The sequence below is a fragment of the uncultured Nostoc sp. genome, assembly GCF_964245575.1.
Lineage (GTDB): Bacteria > Cyanobacteriota > Cyanobacteriia > Cyanobacteriales > Nostocaceae > Nostoc.
The window spans coordinates 1-4,293 of record NZ_CAXTNP010000444.1 but is presented as its reverse complement, the minus strand read 5'-3'; the positions used below and the strand labels follow the sequence as shown (position 1 = coordinate 4,293).

At 44.1% G+C, this 4,293-nt stretch carries 3 protein-coding genes and 1 pseudogene; all 4 read left to right on the top strand.

From position 1 onward, the window contains the following. The first annotated feature begins 415 nt into the window (after positions 1 to 415). The 4 genes and pseudogenes from ACFFAP_RS36510 (at position 416) to ACFFAP_RS36495 (ending at position 4,195) form a co-directional block, all read left to right on the top strand. A pseudogene (locus ACFFAP_RS36510) lies at positions 416 to 736 on the top strand (HU family DNA-binding protein). A gap of 386 nt (positions 737 to 1,122) precedes the next feature. Further along, positions 1,123 to 1,314: a thermonuclease family protein gene (locus ACFFAP_RS36505; protein ID WP_375515781.1), complete on the top strand. Its 192-nt coding sequence runs from the start codon at positions 1,123 to 1,125 to the stop codon at positions 1,312 to 1,314. A 589-nt stretch (positions 1,315 to 1,903) separates the two neighbouring features. Then, positions 1,904 to 3,817, top strand: a complete 1,914-nt coding sequence (gene ltrA / locus ACFFAP_RS36500; RefSeq protein ID WP_375515780.1) for a group II intron reverse transcriptase/maturase — start codon at positions 1,904 to 1,906, stop codon at positions 3,815 to 3,817. A 12-nt stretch (positions 3,818 to 3,829) separates the two neighbouring features. Next, on the top strand, positions 3,830 to 4,195 hold the full coding sequence (locus ACFFAP_RS36495; RefSeq protein ID WP_375515782.1) for a thermonuclease family protein: 366 nt from the start codon (positions 3,830 to 3,832) through the stop codon (positions 4,193 to 4,195). Positions 4,196 to 4,293: the final 98 nt, after the last annotated feature.

The following is a 4,293-nucleotide window of genomic DNA, read 5'->3' as shown; positions in this document are numbered from 1 at the left end:
AGGATTGCATTTGTGGTGAGGACATTTTGGGATCTTAACTAAGTTTATTTCCTTAGATAAAGCGTAACGCCTTTGGAATTATAAGTAATGCCTAATGTAAATTAAAAACGTCTCTTATCCTGTAAGCTTTTGAGAATTGCCAAAAATTATGCTTTTAAAATTATCAACGAAATTACAGGGGTTTCAACATTTAATTCACATTAAATGTAAGTATCTCACTAACAACGAAAAATTCTACAATCTTACCCGCAGATGAGAATATTTAGATGCCTTCAATCTGGAACAACCCAGAATTTCCTGAACAAGATATATGCTAGGACGTTATTGTTAGTTTTACTTATCAATGCGTGAGTTCTAGCATTTTTAGAAGTTGCGATCACTTTTACCTTGACTTGACAAAGAAGTGAGTGAATTTATGAACTCATGTGAAGTAGTAGATGCTGTAGCAGCAAAGACCAACATCACAAAAAAGCAAGCATTGGAAGTTATTAGTGCTTTTTTGTCAGTCGTTACTAAGGCTATGGCTAATGGGGATAAGGTAACGCTCATTGGTTTTGGCTCATTCGAGCGACGTGTTCACCAAGTGTGCCGTTCGTGAAGCGTCTCCGACAGGAGAAGGTATCGCTCTTCTCGTGAAGGGCGTAATCCGAAAACCAATGAGCCAATGACTATTCCAGCAACCATTGTGCCTGCGTTTTCTGCCGGTAACCTGTTTAAAGAAAAAGTAGCGCCATAGATCAATTGCTTTAAGTAGAGCGATGCAAAAAAATCAAACTATGTAAAGAAAAATAAATTAGGCTAAAACTCTTTCTCCTCCTGCCTTCTGCCCCCTGCCTCCTGCCTTATCTTAATCAGAAATATTCACAGCGACCTACTTACCACTAGCAATTCAATCACTGCAAAGCTGTAGCGTTCGCTGTTATAAAGGCAGTATGGGGCAACGGTAGGGGAAATGTGAGTGGTAAGAAAAGCGCGATCGCTTGCTGTTGCGTCCACAGCATAAAAGAGCAGCCCCAAGTTAACTAACAAGTTGGGTTATTAATCTAACGTTACTGGTTTTATTAGTTACTTTTAATTAGTTGTCTGGGCATCATAAGTATTATATAGTGATTATTACTACAGATGCTCTCGAAATTTGCCTTTGTTGCAATTAGCGTTCTGCTTGTAGCTCAAATGTCGTTACCCGTATTTGGTAACAATCTTACCGCTACGGTCGTAAGCGTAGGTGACGGTGACACCATACGGGTGAGAACTGGTAACAAAACTGTGACTGTTCGCCTCGCTTGCATTGATGCAGTGCGATTCGTTGGCTAGAAACTAGAACCTGTAAGGGTTCGGAGGATTAGCCGCAAGGTTCCAGTCCCTCGTATCGACTGGAAAAGAACCTTGACAACTGAATGACCATGAGGGTGAAAATCTCTCCCCTGTAGATGCCAGGTGAAAGCACTTCCCCTACGGTAGCGACTAGCCATCAATCCGTAAAGCGGGGATGAAAGCCCTTCCACACTCCTAGTCCAAGGTAGTGCGGGGCAAGCAAAGAGCCTATGAGTAAAGTTAAAACTTGAACCCACGTTAAATTATCGTGACGCAAAACCAGCAAAATGGACTGACTAGCTGGGAGACCCAAAAGGGCAAGGATTAAGGGTTGGCGAAAGTATCTCGACCAACAGCATCTCCAAATAAACCCGGTAAAGAGTGGGACTCTAAAGGTTCGTAGTATGGTCATTCGGAACGAAGTAACCCCTCGTTAGCTCTTGGAGAGGTCGAATACTCCGAGTAGGTAGCTAGCCGGATGCTACGAGTGGGTGGGATTGGGAAAGAAGCGAATGCCTTGGGTAATGCCTTGGATATGCTGACATTCCCACGGTAACAAGGATGAAATAGTTTCTAAGTAACAGTACAAATGTCTAAAACGAGTGTAAAAACTACGGTGGAATGGAACCAGGTGGACTGGCGAAAGCTGGAACGTCGGGTTTACAAGCTGCAAAAGAGAATATTTCGAGCCTCTAGTCGTGGTGATATCAGAGCAGTTCGCAGACTCCAGAAGACCTTGATGAGGTCATGGTCGGCAAAGATGCTGGCAGTACGTCGTGTAACTCAGGACAACCAAGGCAAAAAGACAGCCGGAGTAGACGGAATTAAATCCCTTACGCCCGTCCAAAGGCTGGCAATGGTGAACAAACTTGAGCTAAGAGGGAAAGCCAGACCCACACGAAGGGTTTGGATAGACAAACCAGGAACGGATGAAAAACGCCCTCTTGGTATTCCCACGATGTATGATAGAGCGCTCCAAGCGCTGGTCAAGCTAGCATTAGAACCAGAATGGGAAGCTCGATTTGAGCCAAACAGTTACGGATTCCGACCAGGACGCTCATGCCACGATGCTATCGAAGCAATATTCAAGGTGATTAGGCAAAAGCCAAAATACGTGCTAGATGCCGATATTGCGAAATGTTTCGACCGCATCAACCACGAGGAACTACTCAGAAAATTAAATACATTCCCTACCATCCGCCGACAAGTTCGTGCCTGGTTAAAAGCGGGAGTGATGAACGGTAAAGAGTTGTTCCCTACATCTGTTAGCGAAGCGGGCGCGCGTACTCGCGCGACGGGTACGCCGCAAGGTGGGGTCATTTCTCCACTATTAGCAAACATCGCCCTCCACGGGATGGAAGAGAGGATTAAGCAGGTCTTTCCAGAATTAAAAAAACACCAAAGAGAGACCTGGTTTCATAAAAAAGGAGAATATTTCTCACCCCCAAACTTAATCCGATATGCCGATGACCTAGTGATTATACATGAGGACATAACCGTAGTCCAAAGATGTCAGCAAATAACTGCTGAATGGCTAAAAGGCATGGGCTTAGAACTGAAACCAAGTAAAACACGTACTGTCCATACACTAAAAAGGTATGAAGGGCAAGAACCAGGATTCAATTTTTTAGGATTCAACGTGAGGCAATACCAGGTAGGGAAATACAACACAGGTTGTACCAGCATGGGAGAACCACTTGGCTTCAAGACAATCATCAAACCCAGCAAACAAAAGATAAAAGTACACTACAACCAAATAACCGAGGTAGTTAACCAGTACAAAACAGCAACACAGGCTGCACTGATAGCCCGATTGAATCCAATCATTAGCGGATTGGCTAATTACTACCGCACAGTCGCCAGTCAGGATGAATATTCCAAAACTGACAACAAAGTGTACTGGAAACTAAAAAGCTGGGCACAACGCCGCCACCCAAATAAATCGGGACACTGGATAACCAATAAATACTGGCAAACCATAGGCGGAGATAACTGGGTATTCGCAACCAGCCAAGAGGATAAAAATCCTCTACGGTTACTAAAACATGCAGAAATTAAATCCAAAAAGCATGTCAAAGTTAAAGGCGAAGCTAGTCCATTTGACGGCAACCTAGTTTACTGGAGTACAAGAATGGGAAACCATCCGGAGATGCCTAAACGGGAAGCAACCCTACTGAAGCGTCAAAAGGGCAAATGTACCCACTGCGGACTATATTTTACTGAATCATCGGTTATGGAAGTTGACCACGTTATTCCTAAGTCGAAAGGCGGAAAGAATAATTACGACAATCTTCAACTCCTACACCGTCATTGCCACAATGAAAAAACTGCCACCGATGGTAGTTACGGTACCAAATCTAGCTGTAATAGCGCTAAACCTAAGCCCGTAAAAACGAGCGACAGAGGTACTCATGACAAGAGCCTTATTATTGAGGAGCCGTGTGAGGTGAAAGTCTCAAGCACGGTTTTGGAGACGAGCGGTTCTCGTGAGGGAGTCGCTTAGTTTAACCCAGAGATAAAGCAAAGCCCTTGGGGACAGCAATCATCAGCAAGACTCAAGCAGCTACTGCCAGTAGGACAAACTATTACACTACGCCCCGTTGAAACTGACAAGTACAACCGTTTAGTTGCAGAGATTTATGTCGGAAATCGCAGCATCAATGTGAATATGGTGCAAGAGGGACAGGCTATAGTTTATCGCCAATATCTCAAAGGCTGTCGGGAGTCTAAAGATAGTTTGTTGCAAGGTGAAAACACCGCCAAACAACAGCGTTTAGCATTTTGGAGTCAGGCTAATCCTGTAATGCCTTGGGACTTCCGCCACAGAGCTACCCAAAAGACAACTTCACAGGCGATTCAACCGCAGCAACAGAATAACTAGAGTCTGCTTACCCAGATTTTTGCATTCCAAAGAATTCACCAGACTTAAATTGCCGAGATATTAGCCAACGAAGGTTTAAAGTGCTGCCACCCGATCCT

What these genes read in the sequence shown, in the direction of transcription:
- ACFFAP_RS36505 (WP_375515781.1), top strand. Translation starts at nt 1,123, where the DNA reads ATGCTCTCGAAATTTGCCTTTGTTGCAATTAGCGTTCTGCTTGTAGCT.
- ltrA (WP_375515780.1), top strand. Translation starts at nt 1,904, where the DNA reads ATGTCTAAAACGAGTGTAAAAACTACGGTGGAATGGAACCAGGTGGAC.